Here is a 22,357-nt window from a genome sequence, read left to right on the forward strand (position 1 = left end):
CTCCGGACGTCATCACCGGAGGCGTGGCCGCTCCCCTGGGGCGCGCCGAGCTCGTCGAGGGCGGTTATCGCGTCACCGGGCGTTGGCCCTGGGTCAGCGGGAGCCAGAACTGCCGCTGGCTGGTGGGGGGCGTGGTGGTGACGAAGGACGGCCGCCCCCGCATGGTGCGCGAGGGCGTTCCCGAGACGCGCCTCGTCCTCTTCCCCATCGAGGACGCGACGCTGCACGACACCTGGCACGCCGCGGGCCTGTGCGGCACGGGCAGTGGCGACATGGAGGTGCGAGACATCTTCGTGCCCGCCGAGAGGAGCACGTCCCTCATCACCGAGCGCCCGCGCATCGACCGGCCGCTCTACGCCTTCCCCGCCTTCGGGCTGCTGGGGGTGGGCATCCCGGCCGTCGCGCTCGGCATCGCCCGCCGCGCCATCGACGAGCTGACGACGCTGGCCCGCCAGAAGAAGGTGATGGCGTTCGGTGGCCAGCTCCTGGCCGCGCGCCCCGCGGTGCAGGAGGCCGTGGCCGAGGCCGAGGCCACCCTGCGATCCGCGCGCGCCTTCCTGCTGGAGACCGTCCACACCACCTTCGAGGCCGCCACGCGCCGTGAGGTGTCCCTGCACCACCGGGCGGAGCTGCGGCTGGCCTACACCCACACCACGCGGAGCGCCGCGCGCGTGGTGGACCGGATGTACGAGGCCGCGGGGGGCACGGCCGTCTACCGCGCCAGCCCGTTGCAGCGCTGCCTGCGCGACATCCACGTGGCCACGCAGCACGCCATGGTGGCCCCGTCCACCCTGGAGCTCATCGGCGGGGTGCTGCTCGGCGTGGACGCCAACACGGTCACGCTCTGACGCCACCGACGCCCGCTGGCCTGGAAGACTGGGCGATCCAGGAAAGGCCCGAGGCATCAATGGGGAAGGGGAGAGGCGGTCCGAAGCGTTTGCTTGGGTCTTCTCTCCTTGATGAGGCCCCACATGAACACTCCGAAAAGCGATCGACCGCTCGACGGGCAGGATATTGGTCTGGAGCGGGATGTTTTCCTGCGCACGCTCATCCGCCACCTGGCGGGCACCCTGGAGGAAGTGGTGGGCCTCCAGGAAGCCTCGGGCTTCATCAGCGTGGTGGGCCAGCACATGGGCGAGGAGATCAACGCCCTCTATCGCAAGGCCCTGGCCCTGCCGAAGCTCTCGCGCGAGCAGGTCGCGGACGTGCTGGTGGACCTCAAGGCCCGTATCAAGGGGGACTTCTTCATCCTCGAGCAGGATGACGAGAAGATCGTCCTGGGCAACCGGGCCTGCCCGTTCGCCGAGAAGGTCGTGGGTCGTCCCTCCATGTGCATGATGACGTCCAACGTCTTTGGCGTCATCGCCTCGGAGAACCTGGGCTATGCGAAGGTCTCGCTGGAGCAGACGATTGCCCAGGGCCATGGCGGCTGCCGGGTGGTGGTCTACCTGCGACCCACGGCCGAGGCCCAGGCCGCTTCGGGACGGGAGTACGTGCAGACGTGATGGCCGAGGGTCCTCCCGTACCCCCGCTGTTCACCCAGCTCTGTCGCCTGCTCTCCGAGCCCTTGTTGTTGGTCTCGGTGGAGGGAGTGGTGATGGGCAGCAGTGCGGCCGCTCGGTCGCTCCTGGGGTCGCAGGAGGCGGGACTGCATGGCCGTCGGCTCGTGGAGTTGGGGGTGGAGTTCCCGGAGCGGGTGGCGGGCTACCTGCGCCTGTGCGCGCGCAGCCTGGAGCCGCTGCCGGGCTCGCTCACGCTCCGGTTGGCCAGCGGGGAGCAGGTGCGGCGCAACTGCCGGGGCGCGCGCCTGGAGCCGGGTGGGACCGGGCAGCCTCCGCTGGTGCTGCTGCGCCTGGTGGCCGACACGGAGCAGGGCAATGTCTTCGGCCTGCTGAGCCGGAAGGTGGATGAGCTGACGCGAGAGGTCACCCGTCGGCGTCAGGTGGAGGAGGAGCTGCGGCGCATCATGGAGCTGCAGGAGCAGTTCATCGGCATCGTCAGCCACGACGTGCGCAGCCCCCTGTCCGCCATTTTGATGAGCGCCCGGCAGTTGCGGCACCTCGAGCTGGAGGAGCGCAACCGCCGGGTGGTGGATCGCATCGAGCGGGGCGGCCAGCGTATCGAACAGGTGGTGCGGCTGCTGGTGGACTTCACGTGGGCGCGGATGGGCAAGGGCATCCCGGTGCGGCCGAAGCCGCTGGACGTTCACGCGCTGTGTGCCCAGGTGGTGGACGAGCTCAAGGCGACGCGGCCCCAGCGCGTGGTGGAGCTTCGAGGCACACCCGCCTGGGGCATGGTGGATCCCGAGCGACTCTTCCAGGTGCTGGCCAACCTCGTCGAGAACGCCTTCAAGTACGGGGCGGCGGATCAGCCGGTGACGTTGAGCACGAGCGAGGTGGACGACGAGCTCCGGGTGGAGGTGCACAACCAGGGGGAGCCCATCGCGCCGGAGCTGCTTCCGAAGCTCTTCGAGCCCTTCAGCCGGGGGGCACAGACGGAGGAGACGGTGAAGCTCAGCCTGGGCCTGGGGCTGTACATCGTGCGGGAGATCGTCCACGCGCACGGCGGGAAGGTGGAGGTGTCCTCCACGCGCGAGGCGGGGACGACGTTCACCCTGCGGCTGCCGCGCCAGCAGGTTGGAGACCAGGCCGGGCAGCTCCCCGCTCGGGCGGCCTCGGTGCGGTGAAGCCGCGCTACGAAGCGCTGGTGGGTGGCGTCGGCGGCTCGGGCTCCTTGTGGAACATGTCGGCGAGGATCCGCTCCGCCGCGTCCCCGAGCAGGTCCCGCTGCATCCGGCTCTCCTCGCTGAAGAAGCGGACGGCCACGCTGGCATCCAGCGCGTGGGTGGCGAGCAGCTCGAAGGCCGCCGCCTCGTCGACGGCCGTCTCGGCGGCCAGCACGCGCTTGCCCGGATGGAGATCCTCCTGATCGAAGCGGCCCTCCCAGCGCTCCCCCAGGGTGACGGAGAAGTATTGCAGGGCCACGTTCCCGGGACGGGACATGTGCGAGACCGCCACCACCGCGCGCAACCCGTCACGCTCCTCCGGGGTCATCCGCTGCTTCCAGGCCTCGACGGTGGCGTGCATCGTCTCCAGTTGGTCGCGCGCCGCGTCCTCCGCGTTGCGGATGAGGTCCGGCACTTGCGCGCGGGTGAAGGTGGAGAGCGCTTCGGGCGTGACGCTGTCCTCGGCGAGCACCCGGTCGAGGAGCGCGAGCGAGGCCCCGAGGAGGCGGTGCTGGCGCGCGAGCTGCTCCGGGGTGAAGCCGCGGCGCTCCAGGTCAGCCGCCGCCTGGGTGACGAGCTGCCGGAGCCGGGTGAGCTGGCCCCGCATGGCCTCGTCGAGCGCGCCGCGTCGATCCGACAGCAGCACGTGGAGGGCGAGGGGAATGTGGTTGATCGCCTTGAGCTCGTGGTAGCGCCGGGTGCGCGCGGGGCCCTCGAGGCGCTCGTTGCCCCGCCGGAGGATGAGCAGATCGTCGATCTGCGCGATGACCGGACCCAGGCGGGCGAGGACGGCCTTGCGGCGCGCGGCGTAGGCTTCGCGGAAGGCCTCGTTGAGGCGGAGGAGCGGGTCGGAGGGCTCCAGCGCGGCGGCGGACGGTGGGGCGGGGACAGAGGGGCACTCGGCCATGTCCGCACGCTAGCGCGGGGCGCGCTGACACGCGGTGGCAGCGGTGGAATCATCTGTCGGCACAGGACAAAAGCGCACGAGCGGCGGGACCCCTCCCGCGGCGGGGGCCCTCTGCGGCCGGGAGGGGCACCATGTTAAAACTTCTCGAATGAGTCCGATGCCTCCGTCCGCGCCCGCTTCCCGCCGTGTCAGTCCGTGGCGTGTGCTCATCGTCGATGACGACGCGGCCAGTCGGAAGACGGCGGCGGCCCTGCTGTCCCCCGCGGGCTACGAGATGCTCTTCGCCAGCAACGGCGAGGAGGCCCTGGCCGCCGTGTTCGAGGCCAGCCCCGACCTGCTGCTGCTGGACGTGATGATGCCGGGCCTGGATGGCCTCGAGGTCTGTCGCCGGCTGCGCCAGCCCTCGCGAGAGGACTACCTGCCCATCATCCTCCTCACCGCGCTGGATGGGCGGCGCGAGGTCGTCCTCGGGCTCGAGGCCGGCGCCGACGACTTCCTCACCAAGCCTGTGCATGGGGCGGAGCTGCGTGCCCGCGTGGCCAACCTCCTCAAGGTGCGCTCCTACCACCAGCTCCTCACCACCCAGCGCGACAGCGCCCAGGCCACCGTGGACGAGCTGCGCCAGCAGATCCTCCAGGCGGATCGTCTGGCGACGCTCGGCACCTTCGCCGCGGGCGTGAGCCACGAGCTGAACAACATCGCGCAGGTTCTCCGGGTCGCGGTCTCCGAGCTGCCCGCGTGGCCTGCCGGGGTAGAGCCCGAGGACGGCGCGGACACGCGCCAGATGCTCTCCCATGCGACCCAGCACGTCACCGAGCTGGCCCGCACCATCCTGCGCATGGCCCGCCCGCAGGAGGACGCCACGCTCCAGGCCGACCTGGGGCGGACGCTGGGGGAGGTGCGCGACATGCTGCGCCTCACCGGCCGCGCCCGGCACGTGCGCCTGTCGCTCGAGCTGCCCGAGACGCCCTGTGTCATCCACGCCAGCCCCGTGCATGCGCAGCAGGTGTTCCTCAACCTCCTCTCCAACGCCGCGGATGCCCTGTCCGGGACGGTCCGGCCGGAGATCCAGGCCGGCGTGCGCCACGCTCCCGGAGGGCGGATCGAGGCGTGGGTCCAGGACAATGGCCCCGGGATGAGCGAGGAGGTGCTCGCCCGCGTCTTCGAGCCCTTCTTCACCACCAAGCCCGCTGGCGAGGGCACGGGGCTGGGGCTGCCCGTCGTCAAGCAGCTCGTCGAGTCGTGGGGCGGACAGCTCCACCTCCACAGCCAGCCGGGGCAGGGGACTCGCGCCGTGGTGGACATCCCGGCGGTGCCGGCGCTCGCCACCCCCTCCGCTTCCGTTTCGAGGCCCACGCCGTGACTTCCCCTCCCATCTCCCTGGCCTCACCGTCCCTGATGCTCGTCACCGATGAGGCCGGGCGCGTCCTCTCTCGCTGCGGCAAGGACGAGCGGCTGCTCGGCACGGTCCTGGAGGGGCGCACGCTGGCGGAGCTCTTCGGAGAAGACGTGTCACGCCGGCTGCTGGCCGGACGCCCCGACTCCCTCGACCTCGCGCGGGGTGAGCCCACGTCCGAGGGGGACGAGCCCTCTGTGTGGCACCTGCGGAGCCAGCCGCTCGTGGGCGGTGGCGCGCTCGTCAGCCTCTGGCTGCCGGAGGCGTCGTCCCACGAGGTGCCGGCCGCCTGGGAGCGCCGCATCAGCCGCAAGCTGCTCAGCCTGAACGAGGAGCTCGTCAGACAGCAGCGCGCCTTCATGCTGGCGATCCTCGATGCGGACCCCAGCCTCGTCTACGTGAGGGACCGCCAGGGCCGCTTCGTCTTCGCCAACAAGGCCCTGGCGGACGCCTACGGCTCCTCGCCGGACGAGCTCGTGCTGCACCACCCCTCGGAGGTGCACTCCCATGGGGAGGAGCTCGAGGTCTTCGACGAGCAGGATCAGCGCGTGCTCTCCACCGGGGCGGAGATCCGGCAGCTCGAGCACTTCACCAAGGCGGACGGCACCGTCGGCTGGTACGACACGCTCAAGCGTCCCCTCCAGGCTCCCGGCGGGGAGATGTTCGTGCTCGGCATCACGGTGGACATCACCGAGCGGATGCACATGGAGCAGCTCCTGCACGAGGCCAACCAGCGTCTGGAGCTGGCGGTGAAGGCGGGGAGCCTCGGCCTGTGGGACTGGAACATCGCCGAGGACTACGTCTACTACTCGCCCGTCTGGAAGGCGCAGCTCGGCTACGAGGACCACGAGCTGTCCAACACCTTCGCCACCTGGTCGGACGGCATGCACCCGGAGGACAGGAGCGACGTGCTCGGGACGGTGCAGGAGTACGTGAAGGATGCGTCGCGCGGTGAGCGGTTCGTCCACGAGTTCCGCATGCGGACCAAGGACGGCGCCTGGCGGTGGATCGCCGGCTACGGCCTGGTGGTGCGGGACAAGCAGGGCAAGGCCATGCGCGTCACCGGCTGCCACCTGGACATCACCGAGCGCAGGCAGCGCGAGCAGGAGCAGGAGCTGCGGCGGGCCAACGAGCGGCTGCTGCAGGTCGCTCGGATGAAGGACGAGTTCCTCGCCAACATGAGCCACGAGCTGCGCACCCCGCTCAACGCGGTGCTGGGTCAGGCCGAGGCCCTGGCCGAGGGCATCTTCGGGCCGGTGACGGAGCAGCAGCGTGGCGCGTTGCAGACGGTCGAGGAGAGCGGCCGGCACCTGCTGTCGCTCATCAACGACGTGCTCGACATCGCCAAGAGCAATGCGGGGCACCTGGAGCTGGAGCGGGAGCAGGTGCCCGTGGAGGAGGTGTGCCAGGAGAGCCTGCGGCTCATGCGCGAGCAGGCGCGGCGCAAGAAGATCTCCGTGGCGTACTCCAGCGACGGCGAGGTGCCCTACCTGAACGCGGACCGGCGGCGCTTGAGGCAGATCCTCCTCAACCTGCTGAGCAACGCAATGAAGTTCACCCGCGAGGGAGGGCGCATCGGGCTGGAGGTGACGTCCCGGGAGGGCGGGGAGGCGGTGGCCTTCACCATCTGGGACACGGGGCCCGGCATCGCCCGGGAGGACGTGAAGCGCATCTTCGAGCCCTTCGTGCAGCTCGACGCGGGGCTGGCGCGCCAGAACGAGGGCTCGGGCCTGGGGCTGGCGCTGGTGCGCCGCTTCGTGGACCTGCACCACGGGATGCTGGAGGTGGACAGCGAGGTGGGCCGCGGCAGCCGCTTCACGGCGATTCTCCCCGTGGGCCCGCACGTCACCGAGGAGCCGACGCCGAGCACCAGCGCGAGCCCCGAGCCCGTCCCGTCACCGGGGCGGTCGGACTCCGTCGCCCGGCGCACCGTGGTGATCGCCGACGACAGCGAGGCCAACACCCGGCACCTGCATGGCTACCTGGTGGCCCACGGCTACGCCGTCCGCATCGCCCGGGACGGCCTGGAGGCGGTGCGGCTGTGCCGCGAGGTGCGGCCCGCGCTGGTGCTGATGGACATCCAGATGCCCCGGCTCGACGGCCTGGAGGCCATCCGCGTCCTGCGCGCGGACCACGTCACCGCCGCCATCCCCATCATCGCGCTCACGGCGCTGGCCATGCCGGGAGACCGCGAGCGGTGTCTGGAGGCGGGGGCGAACGAGTACCTCAGCAAGCCGGTGCGGCTGCGGCAGATGCTGGAGGTGATGCGTCGCTTCGAGGCCCCCGTCTGAGGGAGGTGGGCCTCCGCTGTGCCGTGCTCAGGGCTTCGCGCAGAGGTCCTGCACGTTCCACTGGTGGTAGACGAGCCGGCTGTCCACGCCGACGATGTTCTCCTCGTCGATGGGGTGCCAGTGGTCCTCGCCCGAGAGCCGCTCGCTGGCGACCACGAGCTGCTCGAGCTGCATGCCCGGCTTGGGCGGTGCCGCGAGGCCATGCGGACGCCGACGCGTCTCGGGCGCCGTGTCCGACAGGAAGAGGGTGCGGTTGCGCCGCGTGGCCACCATCACGTCCCCGTTCGTCACGAGGAAGTTCATCGACGAGCGGTCCTGCCCCGGCACGTCCGTGAGCGCCGACACCATCCCCATCGTCTCCGCCAGCGCGCAGGCGACCTTCTCCACGCAGGCCGGCCCGTCGAGCGACTGCAGCTTCGCCAGCCGGGTGAGGAACAGATAGAAGCAGCGCTCGGTGTCCGTCGTGCCCCGGATGGAGGCGAGCAGATCCGGACGGATGAGGGCCTCCACCTCGGCCTTGTGCTGGGCGAAGTTCTTCACCGTGCCGTTGTGCACGAAGCACCAGTGGCCATAGGTGAAGGGGTGGGTGTTGCGCTTGTCGATCGCGCCCACCGAGGCCAGGCGGATGTGGGCCACCACCGTGCGCGAGGACACGCGGCTGCTCACCCGCTCGAAGTCCGGGTCGCAGTGCGCGGGGCCGAGCCCGTGCGCGACGAGGGGCTGAGCGCCCACTTCGTACGAAGCAATGCCCCAACCGTCCTTGTGCTCCCTCGACTGCTGGAGAAGCGAGTTCTTCTCCGTGACGAGCGAGGGATGGACGGCGGCGGGTACCTCAGAGCGAAAGCCGAAGAGACGGCACATGGGTCTTTGTCTAGTTATAACGGCCGGCCCCGACGGGAAGTTCCGTCGCGCCACTGCTGTCCGCCAGACATCACGGACAGAGGGCCCGCTCGTTCTCTATCACCACATGGCCATCTTTAATGACGATGCGCGCATGGTTGATTCCCAGGTGATAGGGCAGGTGCCGATAGTTTGAGCACGAAAAGACGACCAGATTCGCGGGATCGCCTACGGTGATTCGACCGTATGTGTTCAAACCCAGGGCGAGCGCCGCTCCTCGGGTGACGGCCCAGTAGGCCTCGGCGGCCGTCAGCCCGTTCTCCAGGCAGGCGAGCCCCATGGCGAGCGGCAGGTTCTCGCTCATGGCGGAGCCGGGGTTGAGGTTGGTGCCCAGCGCCACGTTGACGCCGGCCTCGCGCAGCTTGCGGCCGGGGGCGTAGGGCCGCACGCGCAGGAAGAGGGTGGAGGTGGGCACCAGCACGGCGGTGACGCCCGCGTCGGCCAGGGCGCGGATGCCCGCGTCGCTGACGTTCTCCAGGTGGTCCGCGGTGGCCGCGCCCAGCTCGGCCGCCAGCTCGGCGCCCCCGCCGGCGGTGAGCTGGTCCGCGTGCAGCCGCGGCTTCAGCCCCAGCTTCTGGGCGGCCACGAGGATGCGGCGCGACTCCGACAGGCTGAAGGCGCTCTGCTCGACGAAGACGTCGCAGAAGCGCGCCAGCCCCTGCTCGGCCACCGTGGGGATGATCTCCCGGATGCAGAGGTCCATGTAGGCCTCGCGCCACTCGCGGTACTCCTCCGGCACCGCGTGCGCGCACATCAACGTCGGCACCAGCTCCAGGGGCTGGAGCGCCGACAGCCGCTGCACCACCTTGAGGATCTTCAGCTCGTCCTGGAGGTTGAGGCCGTAGCCGCTCTTCACCTCGGCGGTGGTGATGCCGTACTCCAGCATCATCTGCAGCCGGGGCAGGGCGAGCCGGATGAGATCCTCCTCGTTGGCGAAGCGGGTGGCGCGCACGGTGTTGGCGATGCCGCCGCCGGCCTGGGCGATCTGCAGGTAGGTGGCGCCCTGGTTGCGCAGGTCGAACTCGGAGGCGCGCTCGCCAGCGAAGACGGCATGGGTGTGCGGGTCCACGAAGCCGGGGCCGACGAACTGGCCGTGCGCGTCGATGACGCGGGTGGAGGGGCCCACCGCGCCTGGAGGCAGGCCGCCCTCGGGGCCCACGTACCACACCTTCCCGCGGCGCACGCCGACGCAGGCGTTCGGGCGGGGCGTGAGGGCACGCTCGGCGGGCTCGGTGTGCGAGCCCTCCACGGTGAGCACCTCGGACGTGTTGCGGACCAGCAGCTCCAGGGTTTCCATGGCTCGTTACTCGGTGATGCCGGGGATGCGCACGCCGCGGGTGCGGGCCACGTCGACGGCATCGGGGTAGCCGGCGTCCGCGTGGCGCAGCACGCCCATGGCCGGGTCCGAGGTGAGCACGCGCTCGATGCGGCGAGCGGCCTCGGGGGTGCCATCGGCGACGATGACCTGGCCCGCGTGCAGCGAGTAGCCCATGCCCACGCCACCGCCGTGGTGGAAGGACACCCAGGAGGCGCCGTTCACCGCGTTCACCAGCGCGTTGAGGATGGGCCAGTCGGCCACCGCGTCCGAGCCGTCCTTCATGGACTCCGTCTCGCGGTTGGGCGAGGCCACCGAGCCGCAGTCCAGGTGATCGCGCCCGATGACGATGGGGGCCTTCACCTCGCCCTTGCGCACCATCTCGTTGAAGCGCAGGCCCGCCTTGGCGCGCTCGCCGTAGCCGAGCCAGCAGATGCGGGCCGGCAGGCCCTGGAAGGCCACGCGCTCGCGCGCCATCTTGATCCACCGGTGCAGCGACTGCTTCTCCGGGAAGAGCTCCAGCACCGCCTCGTCCGTGCGGCGGATGTCCTCGGGGTCTCCCGAGAGCGCCACCCAGCGGAAGGGCCCGAGGCCCTCGCAGAACATGGGGCGGATGTAGGCCGGCACGAAGCCGGGGAAGTCGAAGGCGTTCTCCAGCCCGGCGAGCTGCGCCTGGGCGCGGATGTTGTTGCCGTAGTCGAAGACGTGGCTGCCGGCGCGGGCGAAGTCCAGCATCGCCTCCACCTGCATGGCCATGGACTTGCGGGCCTTCTCGACGTAGCCCTTGGGGTCCCTCTGGCGCAGCTCGGCGGCGGTCTCGAGCGACAGGTCCGCGGGGATGTAGCCGTTGAGCGGATCATGCGCGCTCGTCTGGTCGGTGACGAGGTCCGGCTTGAGGCCGCGCCGGTACAGCTCGCGGAACACCTGGGCCGCGTTGCCGATGATGCCGATGGAGCGGCCCACGCGCTTGTGCTGGGCCTCCTTCGCCAGGGAGATGGCCTCGTCGAGATCCTTGGCGACGACGTCGAGGTAGCGCGTCTCCACGCGGCGCCGGGCGCGGGTCGGGTCGATCTCCACGCCGAGGAAGACGGCGTTGTTCATGGTGGCGGCCAGGGGCTGGGCGCCGCCCATGCCGCCGAGGCCGCCGGAGAGGACGAGCCGGCCGGAGAGGTCATCGGAGCCGAAGTGGACGCGGCCGGCCTGGGCGAAGGTCTCGTAGGTGCCCTGGAGGATGCCCTGGGTGCCGATGTAGATCCACGAGCCGGCCGTCATCTGGCCGTACATCATCAACCCCTTCTTCTCGAGCTCGAAGAAGTGGTCCCAGTTGGCCCAGTTGCCCACGAGGTTGGAGTTGGCGATGAGGACGCGAGGGGCATCCGGGTGGGTGCGGAGGATGCCCACGGGCTTGCCGGACTGGACGAGGAGCGTCTCCTCGTCGGTGAGGCGGCGCAGACCGTCGACGATGCGATCGAACGAGGTCCAGTCACGGGCGGCCTTGCCGATGCCGCCGTAGACGACGAGATCCTCGGGGCGCTCGGCCACGTCCGGATCCAGGTTGTTCATCAGCATCCGGAGGGCGGCTTCCTGGACCCACCCCTTGCACGAGAGGGTCGTACCGCGGGGGGCGCGAATGGTGCGGGACATGGTTCTCCACGGAGGGTGACGGGGCGCGGAGCCTAGCCGAAGCCAGAGGGGGATGCGCGCCCGAGTTGAGGGGCTCCTGCCGCGACCGTCAGGGGAAGGGCGTCTTGCGCCGCAGGGCGACAAACTCCGCGGCGAAGTCGAGGAACTTCAGGGCCGCGCGCTCATGGTCTCCGTCGCAGTCCCGCAGGTACTTCACATGCCAGCCCTCGTATGGCGACTCATGCTTCACTTCATCGAGCCAATCCAAGAACTCCCGCCACTCGGGCTCATCGCCACCATTGAATTGCGTGTTGGATGCCCAGCCGATGGTGAATGCGACGAGTGATTCGATCGTGTCGAATCCGGTCACGGACCAGAGTCCTCGCCTCTCGCGGATGCGCTGCCGGGTATAGAGCAGTACGTCCATGAGCCCGACCCTGCGCCCACGCCACTCCTCGGGAAACGGCTCTACCTTGCCCACTGGCTTTTCACTCATGGCGTTTGCACCACCTCGTGGAGGATCTTGCTCGTGGACGCTGTGGTGAGCCGGGTCATGTATTCAGAGAGGGGCAAGCCAGCAAGGCCCGTGTAGGCGTCGATGACCTTGTCCCCGAGCTTCACCGCCAGATGTTTCCCCGTGATCGAAACCTGATGGCTCCTGAGCAAGGCACCGTTGGAGGTTTCGTTGAAGCCCAACAGCCTCACGTGTCCCTCGACGGTGAGCCGCAGGTACTCCGGGCGTTGACCGAGCCGGGTCAGCCCCTCGTGAATGGCCTTCGCTACCTTCTCACACTCGCCTGCCTTCCGGTTGGCGACAGCGAAGGCGTTCTGGAACGCCACCAGCCAGCCCGGCACCCGGCCTATGTCCTTGAGCAGGAGGTACTGGTCGACGACGCAGGTGAGGTCCCCCATGAGGATGCAGGCCTTGAGCCGGGCCCGGATCGACTCGTCTCCCGGGAGGGGAGGATGGCTGAGTACCAGTGAGGGGAGGGGCGCCATCGCCGCTGGGGATGACGCCAGTCCCCGTACGGGGAACAGGCAGAGAAGGATGAGGAGAAGGGCGGTGGAGGCTCCGCTGCTGGCGGGTATCGAGGCCTTCATGGGAGCGGCAGCGTAGCTCGCACGGGACGCGGGACGTCAGGGCCGTTCCGTGCTACCACGCGCCGCGCCATGAGCCGCATCTATCGTTCCCTGCCCCCCGCTGGTACCCGGATTGGCCTCGCCTTCTCGGGAGGTCTCGACACTCGCGCCGCCGTGGCCTGGATGTCTCGCAAGGGCCTCGACGTGTACGCCTACACCGCGGACCTCGCCCAGCCCGACGAGAAGAACCCCGCCGACATCCCGCCCGTGGCCCTGCAGCACGGGGCGAAGCAGGCGAAGCTCGTGGACTGCCGCGAGGCCATGGTGCGCGAGGGCATCGTCGCCATCCAGTGCGGCGCCTTCCACCTGTCCGTGGGCGGCAAGAAGTACTTCAACACCACGCCCCTGGGCCGCGCCGTCACCACCACCGCCATCGTCCAGGCCATGCGCGAGGACGGGGTGAACGTCTTCGGCGACGGCAGCACCCACAAGGGCAACGACATCCAGCGGTTCTACCGCTACGGCATCCTCGTCAACCCGGAGCTGCGCATCTACAAGCCCTGGTTGGATCCCGAGTTCGTCAACGCCTTCGGCGGCCGCAAGGAGATGAGCGAGTACCTGGTGTCCGTCGGCATGCCCTACAAGATGGGCACCGAGAAGGCCTACTCCACGGACGCCAACGTGCTCGGCGCCACGCACGAGGCCAAGGACCTGGAGCACCTGGACAAGGGCATGTCCATCGTCCAGCCCATCATGGGCGTGGCCCACTGGCGCCCCGAGGTGGACGTGCGCCCCGAGCGCATCACCGTGGAGTTCGCCCAGGGCCTGCCCGTGTCCCTCAACGGCAAGCGCTTCCCCTCGCTCTTCGAGCTCTTCCTGGAGTGCAACCGCATCGGCGGGCGCCACGGCCTGGGCATGAGCGACCAGCTCGAGAACCGCGTCATCGAGGCCAAGAGCCGCGGCATCTACGAGGCCCCGGGCATGGCGCTGCTGCACCTCGTCTACGAGCGCCTGCTGTCGGCCATCCACAACGAGAACACCACCGACCTCTACTTCACCCTGGGCCGCCGGCTCGGCCGCATCCTCTACGAGGGCAAGTGGTTCGACCCCGAGGCGATGATGCTCAAGGACTCGCTCACCCGGTGGGTGGCCCCCAGCATCACCGGTAGCGTCACCCTGGAGCTGCGCCGCGGGGATGACTACACCCTGCTCGACACCCAGGCCGAGCACATGGCCTACGACCCGGACAAGCTCTCCATGGAGAAGGTGGCCAGCGCCTTCACCCCGGAGGACCGCATCGGCGCCCTGGAGATGCAGAACCTCTCCGTGACCGACAACCGCAACCTCCTCCTCCACCACCTCTCCAGCGTCCGCCGCCTCTCGGAAGGCACCCCCGGCACCGGCCTCGCCCAGTTGTTGGGCGACGGCGACGAGGAGTAAGGCTTTCCTTTCTGTCCTGTTTTCCTGGAATATAGGAGCCCCGAGCCGGGGATGACCCCCGGCGGTCAGGAGCTCCCCCCATGCGAACCGGACGGTTGTTGCTGCTCTCCACCCTGACGCTCGCCTCGTGCGGCCCCCTCGCTGAAGAGGAGGCGGTGCTCGGTGAGCGCACGGACGCGTTGATCGTGGATGCCGACGCGGACGGCATCGACGATGCCTTCGAGGATCAGCTCGCCGCGAAGTTCGCGCCCGAGGTGCGGCTGGCCCCGCTCTCCATCGACTGGACGCGGCCGGCCAACGTGGACTGGTACCTCGCCCGCGTGCACATGCGCTTCGACCACTCGGGGTGTCCGGACTGCCAGGTGCTCGCGCTGGCCACGCCCACGCAGAGCAACCTCTCCACGCAGTCCCATGCCACCAAGGGCACGTTCTGCGGCCACACCAGCACCGTCTATTCCTCGAACACGTCGCGGAAGGAGTTCTTCCTCCAGCCGCCAGATGATGCCGTGCACAACGGAGCGCCTTCCACCGAGTGGAAGGTGTACGTGCACTCGAAGAAGAGCGCGCTCGTCGCGGGCGGCTACGACCTCCAGTACTGGTTCTTCTACCCGTACAACGACTCCTATGCGTCGGTGAATCACGAGTCGGACTGGGAGCACATCACCGTCACCACCGACTCGGCCGGCAACTTCTATTCCGCCTGGTACGCGGCGCACAGCGGCGGGAAGCGCTACACGGCCTCGCAGCTCAAGTGGAACGGGACGCACCCCATCGTCTACTCGGCGGACGGCTCTCACGCGAGCTACCCCACCGCGGGGACGTATCCGACCGAGGTGCCGGGCTTCGATGACCACAGCTATGAGGGCGGCCCGGTGTGGCAGACGTGGAACAACTGGGTGAATGTGGGCGAGAAGGGCGCGCCCCGCAACGGCCAGAACTTCATCAAGTACGGCGGCCGCTGGGGCGAGATCGGGGAGACGGATGCCACGAGCGGCGTCCAGGGTCCGTCCTTCCAGGGCTCCTGGAACACCTACTGACGCCGCCGCGTGGCGCCGGGCCCATGCTCGGCGCCATGCAGCTGGCGTAGTGTGCCACCCATGAATGCTTCCCCCATGCGGTTCGAAGCCCCCGGGCCCGTGCCGATGGCTGTTCCCGCTGCGTCGAACCGGCTGATCGCGCTCGACTGGATGCGCGGGCTGGTCATGGTGTTGATGATGCTCGACCATGCCTCGGGGGCCTTCAACGCCGGGCGCATTCGCAGTGATGGGGCGATCTCCTGGACGCCCGGGACGTCACTGCCGGTCGACCAGTTCCTGACGCGCTGGGTGACCCATCTGTGCGCGCCCACCTTCGTCTTCCTGGCGGGGGCCGCGCTGGCGCTGTCCCTCCACAAGCGCCTGAATGCCGGCGAGTCGTCCCGGAGCCTGGATGGCTTCCACCTGCGGCGAGGGCTGTTCATCGCCCTGGTGGATCCGCTGTGGATGTCCTGGGTCTTCCTTCAGCCGGGCCAGTTCCTCCTGCAGGTGATGTTCGCCCTGGGCGTGGGCATGGTGTGCATGGTGCCGCTGCGCCGTCTGGGAACGCCTACGTTGCTGGGGCTGGGGCTGTTCCTGCTGGCCGGGAGCGAGCTGATCCGCGGACTGCTGGAGACTCCGGGGCAGCCGCCCTCGCTCCCCGTGACGCTGCTGCTGGGTATCGGGTTCTTCGCCCAGGGCAAGCTCATCGCCGGCTATGCGCTGCTGCCCTGGTTGGGAGTGATGTGCCTGGGCTGGGTCTTCGGGCGCTCCCTGGCGGATGCACGTGAGCAGGCCCTCCGGCGGCTGGTGGGGTGGGGCGTGGCGGCGCTCGCGGTGTTCGTGCTCGTGCGCGGCCTGAATGGCTACGGCAACATGCTGCTCTTCCGTGACGATGGCTCGCTGGTGCAGTGGCTGCACGTGAGCAAGTACCCGCCGAGCCTGTCCTACGCCGCGCTGGAGCTGGGCTTGATGGCGCTCCTGCTCGCGGGCTTCTGGTGGGTGGAGGCTCGCTGGGGTCAGGTGAAGATGCTCGAGCCGCTGCGGGTGCTGGGACAGACGGCGCTGTTCTTCTACCTGCTCCACGTCCACCTGTTGGAGGGCACGGCGGCGGTGCTGGGCGTCAAGAAGCAGCTCGGCCTGGGCGCGACGTTCCTGGCCACGGGGCTCGGGTTGGTGGTGCTCTACCCTGTGTGCGCCTGGTACCGGCGTTACAAGGCGGCCCACCCGCACGGGTGGACCCGGTACGTCTGAGAGGAGCGGGGCGCCATGCGCGAGTCCATGACGTTCGATGACATCCTTCCGCACCTGGTCGATGGGTACCGCCGGGGCGTGCTCGTCCCATTCATCGGCTCCGGCATGAGCCGGCCTGTCTGCACGGATTGGTTGAGCTTCCTGGTGAAGCTGGCCGATGAGGCCGGGGTCGAGGTCCCCGAGTCGCTGCGGACGGGGACTTTCGAGCGGTTCATCCCCTCGGACCTGTATCGACTCGCGGACAAGGCCGTCCACCGCCTGCGCCCGCGGAACGTGGAGGAGCGCGCCAACGCCTACCGTCGTGCCCTCCGGGCCCGGGGTGGCTCGACCGGACCTGATCCGATTCCTCCCCAGACGGAGGCGCTCGCACGGCTGCCGTGGCCCCTGGTGCTGACCACCAACTACGACGACCTCGTCGTCCAGAGCAGCCGGGTGCGGCACGCCAACGCGGGGTTGGGGGCGACCGAGGTGCTCGGGCGGAGCGTGGAGGACTGCCACAAGGTCATCCGCTCCCTCGACGCTCCCTCGCAGCCCATCCTCTGGGCGGTCCAGGGCTTCCTGGGTGGACAGGCGGCTCCGCCCGAGGAGAGCGTCCCGGAGTCGCGTCGCCGCGACGAGCTGGTGGACCAGTTGGTGGTGGGTCACCAGCAGTACCAGAACGCGACCAACGCCCAGCCCCACTTCCGGCGCGCCTTCGCCGAGGTCTTCCACCGGCGCTCGTTCCTGTTCCTCGGGTCCAGCGTGCTGGAGGACTACCTCGTCAACCTCTTCGGGGAGATCACCCACCACTACGGTCCCGGGCCGCATCCCCACTTCGCGTTGCTGCCGGGCAAGCAGCGGCAGGCGTTCGATCCTCAGTTCCTCCAGACCCGGCTCGGGGTCGTCCCCATCTTCTACGAGGACTACAGCGCCATCCCCGAGTGGCTCGGGGCCCTGTCCGAGCGGCTCCTCACGCCCTCGGTCCCCACTGGAGCGTCCGCGAGCCGCCGGCCCGTGGCGTGGATGGCGGATGAGCTCGGCTTCTCCCTGTCCGATGGTCCCCGTCCACCGTCGGGCGGGGTGCGCCGGGTGAAGCTGCGTTACGCCGAGCTGCCCGTGCCTTCACCGGGGGGCGGGAGGTGCGTCATCGCGAGCCTGGGACGCGACAAGGGAAACGTTCCGCTGGTGGGGAGCCAGGCCAGGGCCCTGCTCGAGAAGTCCACGGCGGCGGGCCTGGTGGCGGACCCCAAGGCGGCGCTCTGGAAGGGACTCGATGCGGCGCCTTCCTATGTCTACCAGTACGGCGATGCTCCCATCCTCGGCGTCTCCGCGCGGGACCGGAGGGACTCCACCAGAGAGGCGGATCGCCGTGATCTCGGCATCATCCCCGAGGCCGTGTGCGCCGTCCTGCGCGCCGCGAACGAGGCCGGGTTCCGCGAGGTGCACCTGGGGCCCGTGGCGTCAGGCAGGTTGCGGCTCTGGCATCAGCTCCACCCGTTCGTCCAGACGCTCGTGGGCATCCGCCAGTTCTTCGCCAGCACGTCCAACCTCGTCATCGAGACACTCGAGCTGCATGTCTTCGAGTCCGCGGTGTGGCTCTCCATCCTCTCCGGCAAGGTGCCGGTCTCCGAGATCCTGTCCTCGGACGTGACGAAGATCTGGGTCGACATCCGGGATGCCGCGGGCACGCCGGAGATCCAGGCGGTTACCGTCCGAGGTCCCACGACCGTGGGAGACATCAAGACGCTCTGTGGCCTGGAGCCCGCCCGGTGGCGTACGGAGATCCTCCCCAGGCCGAGCACGGAGCCCATTCCCTCCTCGGGCGAGGATGAGCTGATGGTGGCGCCCACCTCGCTCGTCATCTTCTCGCCGCGCTGAACGCGGAGTCTCGGGCTGACCCATTCCGAGACCCACCAGCCTCCCGGTCGCGTTCTTCACTGCCGTACGTCACTCCGCTCGCGTGAAGGCCCGGTACACCATGGTGAAGCCCACCGCGGCCAGTCCCGTCAGGAACAGCAGGGGCCCCATCGCCAGCCCGCCGTTCACGAGCGTCCAGACGATGCCGAGCACCACCACGCCGAGGGGCACGAAGCGCGTCCACTCGGGCCTGGGAATCTCCGGGCGCAGCGCGATGAAGGCCAGCACCGCCAGGAGCAGCATCTCCAGGGTGATCGAGAACGACAGGTCCCAGCCCGTGTCGTAGCTCTCGTCGAAGAAGCTGTAGACGGAATCGCTCGAGGGGCGCGGTGCATCCACCACGCGCAGCTGCGGAGGCGCCTGGGGCACCGGCGCCGAGCCCGAATACCGCGTGCCCTTCACCGGCGTCCAGGTGAGGAACAGCGCCACCAGGCACAGCGCCACGCCTCCGAGCGCCACCGGGGCCATCCCCCGCAGCAACTGGCGCGGCTCGAAGAAGCGACCGACGCCCTCCTCGCCCACGTACACCTTGCGGTACTGGTCATGACCGAGCAGCCCCGCGCCCCCCAGCCACAGCAACGGCGTGAGGCCGATGCCGAGCATCCGGATCGCCAGCCCCGCCGTCACCGCCGCGTACACCGCCGGCACCGCCGGGTGCAGCAGGGCAGGGGGGACCCAGTCCACCAGCGGGTGCTTCTCACCGGCCGCGCGCAGCTCCCGCGCCGTCACCAGCCACCCGCCCACGAACACCATCAGCGACCAGAAGGGGCCCACCCCCGCGAAGAAGGGGAGGATCGAGAGCACCAGCCCCACCGCCAGCAGCCCCACGCCCGCCACGCTCGGCGAGTGTCCCGGCACGTGCGCCAGCCACACCGGCCCGTCATAGGGCGGGGACGCGGACCGGCCTGGATCCGTGTGCTCGTCCACGTCCCCCGAGTGCACCGCGCGCAGGCCTGGATCCGTGTCCTCGGCCTCGTCCCGGGCGGGGACGGCTCGGGCCGCCGCCGTGCTCCGGACGCGGCCCGTCGTCTGGGGGGCGGCGACTCCGGGCGAAGTCCGGCGGACCGCTCCCGGTGGGGGCGTGGGCATCTTCGCCCCGCAGTTCTCGCAGTAGCGCAGGTTGCGATCCTGCGCGATCTCTCCGCACTCCTTGCACCGCATGGGCTACGGCCTCCGGCTCCCGGGCCTCGGGCCCTGGGGTCATGCGGCTTGGAGTCTAGCGGATTTCCCGGGGAAGGCTCGCCCACAGGCCTCTTTAGGGGCCGAGCATCAGCCACAGCTCTCGAAGGGAGCAGGCAACTAGGCCTTCTTCGAGGAAGTCTCCAGGGTTTGGTCTCTCCCCGCAGCGCGGCGTGACGCTTCCCGATGCGCTCCCGCCCCAGATTCAGGTTTCCCCCAGCGCTCTCGAAAAATAGGGGAGAATGCGGCCATGCACGGACCCGAGATCCTCGCCAGAACGCTCAGTGTGCCTGCGGCGATGGGCACGAAGGGGGAGCGCTGGCAGTATCACCCTCGCAGCGACCGCCATTCCAAAGTGGCCTGCTGGGGCATTTTGTTCGACTTGCTCCAGACCTCCGATGTCTTGGCCGAGCACGTTCGGACCGGCAAAGTCGCCTTCGGCATCAACCACGAGATGGTGGACTTCCGGCTCAACCGGAAGAAGAACCTGGATCTCGTCCTCTGCACCCCCGGCACTCCTGTGTCGGGAAAGCGCTACGGAAGTTTTCGAGGCCTCATCGAGCGCTATGGCATCAGCCCTTCAAAGAAGGAGCAGCGCCTGCTCGACAGCCTGCCAGACGTACCTGAGGCCCCCGTGGGAACCGTGAGGATCGCGTTGGAAGCCAAGGCCGCGATGACCGCGCATGTGAAGGCGCTACCCCGTCTTTACGACGAACTGAACTCCTCGCACGCCACCATCCATGGAAACACCGAGTTGGCCGTCGCAGTGGGGCTCGTCATGGTCAATCTCTCGGAGCAGTTCCAGAGCCCGGGCCTCGACGCTGTTTCCCGACACAGGCAGCCGGACGATACCAAGCGGGTCGTCCAAAAGGTTCGCGAACTGCCTCGACGGGTTGGCCAATCCGAGCCGGGCTTCGATGCCATCGGCATCACGGTCGTCTCCTGTGCGAACGACGGGAGTGCCGTGGAACTGGTGACGACCTCTCCGGCGCCACAGAGCAACGAGATGGACCACTACGACCAGATGATCCGGCGCGCAGTCCAGATTTACGAGAGTCGCTACCCAGCCCGCTGACCCATGGTTAAACCGAGGAAGGGCGCACGGAGACTCAAAAGACCCCAGGACATCGCGGCGGCTCTAAAGAGAGCTGCGCCGCGTCCTTCGGCCGACGCGCCCCGAGATGAGAAGAAGAACTACGCCGAGCGGTTCTCCCGCGCGTTGGCCACCCTCATCGCCAACTCCCTCCGCCCGGATTTCAGGGGCATCACGCCGGACCCGAGAGGAAAGCGACAGGAGCAGCCAGCTCGGACTGCCAAGGGCGTCAAGAAACTCGACGTGAACTACAGCACCCCTGAACTCGGACTGGGCCTCGGCGTCTCCATCAAGACCGTAACCCACCCTGACAAGGCGTCGAACCGCTTTACGAAGAACCTCACACGCATCGACAACGAGTTGCGCGCGGAGGCCATGGACTACCATGTGCGGCAGCCCTACGCCGTCTTGGTGTCCGTTCTGTTCCTCCCCATGGATGCGGCGATGGAACTGGAAACGCAGAAGGACTCGCCCTCTTCGTTTGCCGCCGCGGTCAGGAGCATGCGCTTTCGCGCCGGTCGCGTTCTCCCTATTGGCGAACCTGAATTGTTTGAAGCCGCGTTTGTCGCGCTTTATGAGCCGGGCGGGCCCACAAAGGGAGCGGTGCGTTTCTTCGATGTACGGAACGCGCCACCGAGACGCGGGATGCCCAATAACACGCTCACTCTCGCGCAGTTCGTCGAGCAGGTCCGCTTTGTATACGATGCGCGCAACAACCCCAGCTTCGAGTACGCCGACTGAGAATCATTCGACGAGCTTTGAGGACTCCTCGGCTCCTCGTCCTCTGCTCCCGACCAGCAAGTGCGCGAGCCTTTGGCTGATACGCTCTGGGGAGGAGCGAAGTTGGCACTCCCAGACCACCACCGCCCGATAGCCCTGCCGACGGAGCGAGCGAAGGACACGCGCGTCACGGGCCCGGTTGGCCGCGAATTTGGCCTCCCAAAACTCGCGATTCCTCTTGGGCACTGTGGCGCGCGGGCAGCCCCGGTGGGAGTGCCAGTAGCACCCGTGAGCGAAAACAGCCCACCGGTCTCTGCGATTGGCGACATCTGGAGAGCCGGGGAGATCACGGTTGTTCGTCTCGAAAGTCAGGCCGAGCCCGCGCAGGAGGTCTTGGAGCTGCTCCTCTGCACGGGTGTTCTTCTGCCGGATTCTCCCGAGACGGGCGGAAGTCTCCGGGTCCACCACGAGGCCGTGCTCTGCGGCGATGGCCTCAGGCGACGGCCTGCGAGTCCTCCGCTTCGCTGGTTGCTTCGGCGTCGGTGGCATGGGCAGCAGCGTGCTCCATTCGGTCGAGGTGAGCCTTCACGGCCTCCAAAAAGCCCGGTGGGAAGTTCAACGAACTCGCTTTGGCGCGGCCATAAAAGCCCCGGGTCGCCTTCGCGGAGAGAAGTTGTCGGGGCTGCTCCAGGAATTTATGGAGTGGCTCCCTCTCGACGTGACGGGGGTAGGCGGACACTGCGGCGATGAACCGACCCGCCCCGACGTTGTAGGCTGCTCGGGGCCACGGACTTGTTTCTGGGCGCAGACGGGTGTCCCCTGAATCGTCGTAGCTGCCCGGCGTTACGAGGCGGTCCCCAATCCACTCGGCGACATTCACCGTCACTGCGTTCCCCACGAGCTTCCAGCGGTGGGAGGGGCGGGTGACGTTCGACGTAGGAACCGTCCAGTCGAGCGGGAAGCCCTGCATTCGCTCGGCATCCCTGATGCTCGGGGTGACGATCTGTCCACTGGGCAGGACGATGGCTGGAGGCGACGGGATACCAATGGTGGAGCCTCCCTTGAGTGTTGGGACAGCCTCCACAGCCGCTCCCAATCCGCGCGTTCCCTCGGTCCAATAGAACCCGAAGGCACGCGAGCGGGACCACTTGAACTCCTTGGGCTCCCCTTCGTCGTCTGCGAAAAGTACCGTCCGAGGGTCCTCAGTGCGGGACGCGAGGAGATAGACGCGCTCGCGGCGCTGTGGGACGCCGAACGCCCGCGAGTCCACCACCCGATAGGCCCAGCGGTACTCCAGCCGTTCGAGCGCCGCGATGATGACCTCCATGGCCCGGCCTTTGGACAGCTGGAGCATGAAAGGAACGTTCTCCAGGAGAATCCAGCGGGTTGGCCTCTGCTCAACGAGCCGGAATACCTCCCCCACCAACCCGGACCGGGCCCCCTCGATGCCAGCGGTCTTTCCAGCTTGGCTGAGGTCCTGGCACGGGAATCCCGCGGTGACGAGGTTCACCTCAGGCGGCAAGGC

General features: G+C 68.8%; 20 protein-coding genes. 11 read left to right on the forward strand and 9 right to left on the reverse strand.

Annotation, left to right across the window (positions count from 1 at the left end):
* The 3 genes from VF697_RS14175 to VF697_RS14185 all read left to right on the forward strand — a co-directional run.
* The coding region (locus tag VF697_RS14175) for an acyl-CoA dehydrogenase family protein (RefSeq protein WP_331095208.1) at positions 1 to 848 on the forward strand (848 nt) is incomplete at its 5' end.
* 123 nt (positions 849 to 971) lie between these two features.
* Positions 972 to 1,505: a methanogen output domain 1-containing protein gene (locus VF697_RS14180; protein ID WP_331095209.1), complete on the forward strand. Its 534-nt coding sequence runs from the start codon at positions 972 to 974 to the stop codon at positions 1,503 to 1,505.
* A complete protein-coding gene (locus VF697_RS14185) occupies positions 1,505 to 2,686 on the forward strand; it encodes a HAMP domain-containing sensor histidine kinase (protein ID WP_331095211.1) in 1,182 nt (393 codons plus the stop codon). Before VF697_RS14180 ends, VF697_RS14185 begins: the two co-directional genes overlap by 1 nt.
* A 7-nt stretch (positions 2,687 to 2,693) precedes the next feature.
* Here the strand turns inward: VF697_RS14185 and VF697_RS14190 are convergent, their stop codons facing one another.
* Entirely contained in the window at positions 2,694 to 3,632 is a 939-nt protein-coding gene (locus VF697_RS14190) for a hypothetical protein (RefSeq protein WP_331095213.1), read from the reverse strand.
* 157 nt (positions 3,633 to 3,789) lie between these two features.
* Here VF697_RS14190 and VF697_RS14195 point away from each other — a divergent pair, with 157 nt between their 5' ends.
* Both VF697_RS14195 and VF697_RS14200 read left to right on the forward strand, forming a co-directional pair.
* Positions 3,790 to 4,995 carry a hybrid sensor histidine kinase/response regulator gene (locus VF697_RS14195; RefSeq protein WP_331095215.1) on the forward strand — a complete coding sequence of 402 codons (1,206 nt, stop codon included), beginning with the start codon at positions 3,790 to 3,792 and terminating at the stop codon, positions 4,993 to 4,995.
* Positions 4,992 to 7,319: a hybrid sensor histidine kinase/response regulator gene (locus VF697_RS14200; protein WP_331095217.1), complete on the forward strand. Its 2,328-nt coding sequence runs from the start codon at positions 4,992 to 4,994 to the stop codon at positions 7,317 to 7,319. Before VF697_RS14195 ends, VF697_RS14200 begins: the two co-directional genes overlap by 4 nt.
* Before the next feature lie 27 nt (positions 7,320 to 7,346).
* Here the strand turns inward: VF697_RS14200 and VF697_RS14205 are convergent, their stop codons facing one another.
* The 5 genes from VF697_RS14205 to VF697_RS14225 form a co-directional block, all read right to left on the reverse strand.
* A complete protein-coding gene (locus VF697_RS14205) occupies positions 7,347 to 8,180 on the reverse strand; it encodes a class II glutamine amidotransferase (RefSeq protein ID WP_331095219.1) in 834 nt (277 codons plus the stop codon).
* A 70-nt stretch (positions 8,181 to 8,250) separates the two neighbouring features.
* Positions 8,251 to 9,516, reverse strand: a complete 1,266-nt coding sequence (gene hutI / locus VF697_RS14210) for an imidazolonepropionase (RefSeq protein ID WP_331095221.1) — start codon at positions 9,514 to 9,516, stop codon at positions 8,251 to 8,253.
* Between the two features lie 6 nt (positions 9,517 to 9,522).
* Entirely contained in the window at positions 9,523 to 11,178 is a 1,656-nt protein-coding gene (gene hutU, locus VF697_RS14215; protein ID WP_331095223.1) for a urocanate hydratase, read from the reverse strand.
* A gap of 88 nt (positions 11,179 to 11,266) precedes the next feature.
* A complete protein-coding gene (locus VF697_RS14220) occupies positions 11,267 to 11,653 on the reverse strand; it encodes a hypothetical protein (RefSeq protein WP_331095225.1) in 387 nt (128 codons plus the stop codon).
* Positions 11,650 to 12,258 (reverse strand): hypothetical protein, encoded by a 609-nt coding sequence (locus VF697_RS14225; protein ID WP_331095227.1) that lies wholly within the window; start codon positions 12,256 to 12,258, stop codon positions 11,650 to 11,652. The genes VF697_RS14220 and VF697_RS14225 overlap by 4 nt, the downstream gene beginning before the upstream one ends.
* 69 nt (positions 12,259 to 12,327) lie before the next feature.
* Between VF697_RS14225 and argG the strand changes: the two genes are divergently transcribed.
* From argG to VF697_RS14245, 4 genes are all read left to right on the forward strand, one after another.
* Positions 12,328 to 13,677 (forward strand): argininosuccinate synthase, encoded by a 1,350-nt coding sequence (gene argG, locus VF697_RS14230; RefSeq protein WP_331095229.1) that lies wholly within the window; start codon positions 12,328 to 12,330, stop codon positions 13,675 to 13,677.
* An 80-nt stretch (positions 13,678 to 13,757) separates the two neighbouring features.
* A complete protein-coding gene (locus VF697_RS14235) occupies positions 13,758 to 14,714 on the forward strand; it encodes a Vps62-related protein (RefSeq protein WP_331095232.1) in 957 nt (318 codons plus the stop codon).
* Between the two features lie 75 nt (positions 14,715 to 14,789).
* Positions 14,790 to 15,944: a DUF1624 domain-containing protein gene (locus VF697_RS14240; RefSeq protein WP_331095234.1), complete on the forward strand. Its 1,155-nt coding sequence runs from the start codon at positions 14,790 to 14,792 to the stop codon at positions 15,942 to 15,944.
* A gap of 15 nt (positions 15,945 to 15,959) precedes the next feature.
* Positions 15,960 to 17,801, forward strand: a complete 1,842-nt coding sequence (locus VF697_RS14245; RefSeq protein WP_331095236.1) for an SIR2 family protein — start codon at positions 15,960 to 15,962, stop codon at positions 17,799 to 17,801.
* 69 nt (positions 17,802 to 17,870) lie between these two features.
* Here the strand turns inward: VF697_RS14245 and VF697_RS14250 are convergent, their stop codons facing one another.
* On the reverse strand, positions 17,871 to 19,001 hold the full coding sequence (locus VF697_RS14250; protein WP_331095237.1) for a zinc ribbon domain-containing protein: 1,131 nt from the start codon (positions 18,999 to 19,001) through the stop codon (positions 17,871 to 17,873).
* A 268-nt stretch (positions 19,002 to 19,269) separates the two neighbouring features.
* On the opposite strand from VF697_RS14250, the gene VF697_RS14255 reads away from it, so the two are divergent.
* Positions 19,270 to 20,094: a hypothetical protein gene (locus VF697_RS14255; RefSeq protein ID WP_331095239.1), complete on the forward strand. Its 825-nt coding sequence runs from the start codon at positions 19,270 to 19,272 to the stop codon at positions 20,092 to 20,094.
* A gap of 144 nt (positions 20,095 to 20,238) precedes the next feature.
* Positions 20,239 to 20,853 carry a hypothetical protein gene (locus VF697_RS14260; RefSeq protein WP_331095241.1) on the forward strand — a complete coding sequence of 205 codons (615 nt, stop codon included), beginning with the start codon at positions 20,239 to 20,241 and terminating at the stop codon, positions 20,851 to 20,853.
* 3 nt (positions 20,854 to 20,856) lie between these two features.
* On the opposite strand, the gene VF697_RS43490 is transcribed toward VF697_RS14260, so the two are convergent.
* Both VF697_RS43490 and VF697_RS14265 read right to left on the reverse strand, forming a co-directional pair.
* Complete coding sequence (locus tag VF697_RS43490; protein ID WP_414641289.1) at positions 20,857 to 21,381, reverse strand: very short patch repair endonuclease; 525 nt, start codon at positions 21,379 to 21,381, stop codon at positions 20,857 to 20,859.
* Positions 21,326 to 22,357: DNA (cytosine-5-)-methyltransferase (locus VF697_RS14265; RefSeq protein WP_331095242.1), on the reverse strand; the 1,032-nt coding region annotated here is incomplete at its 5' end. The genes VF697_RS14265 and VF697_RS43490, both read right to left, overlap by 56 nt.

This window comes from Archangium sp. (genome assembly GCF_036388035.1).
In the GTDB taxonomy this organism is placed as follows: Bacteria; Myxococcota; Myxococcia; order Myxococcales; family Myxococcaceae; genus Archangium.